We start from the raw sequence: 511 nt of genomic DNA on the forward strand, positions 1-511 counted from the left end.
CCTGATCCTGAATCTGCATGTAGGTGTCGTGGTCCTTCTCGAACGCAGCGAACTCGACCCGGTCTTCGTCGGTGGTGACGGTGCTGCGATAGTTGGCCATCTGCTCTTGCAGGCGCGTCTCGAACGCCTTGTAGTCCGCCGCATCTTCACTGCTGATGCCCTGCCCCTCCTTGAGCCCCAGCAGTTCCTGGGTCTGCAGGTAACTGTCGACCCACGCACCGCGAATCATCGAGCTGTAATAGACGCCGGGAACGGCGTCATCACGCACGCTGCTTTCACTGGCTTCGATTTTCAGCAGGCGGGAATACGAAACAACGACCATCAGCAACATGATGGCGATAATCACCGCAAAAGCTCGCCAAAATGCGTYGATGCGCAACGYCMAGTTCTTCACAGTGATTCCTCGTGCCTAASTCGAAATGCGGGGAGTAGTAGCCGAGGGCGGTGTTTCATTTATAAGACGCTTTTAACCCTTCGGGCCTGCCAGGCATGGATGGCCGGGAGCTCTGGG

1 protein-coding gene is annotated in these 511 nt (G+C 57.0%); it reads right to left on the reverse strand.

Annotated elements, in window-relative coordinates; genetic code table 11:
* On the reverse strand, positions 1–394 hold a 394-nt coding region (locus HT737_RS31090; RefSeq protein WP_374011230.1), incomplete at its 3' end, for an MCP four helix bundle domain-containing protein.
* Between the last annotated feature and the right edge of the window lie 117 nt (positions 395–511).

It is taken from the genome of Pseudomonas sp. MD195_PC81_125 (genome assembly GCF_014060985.1).
Lineage (GTDB): Bacteria > Pseudomonadota > Gammaproteobacteria > Pseudomonadales > Pseudomonadaceae > Aquipseudomonas > Aquipseudomonas parakoreensis.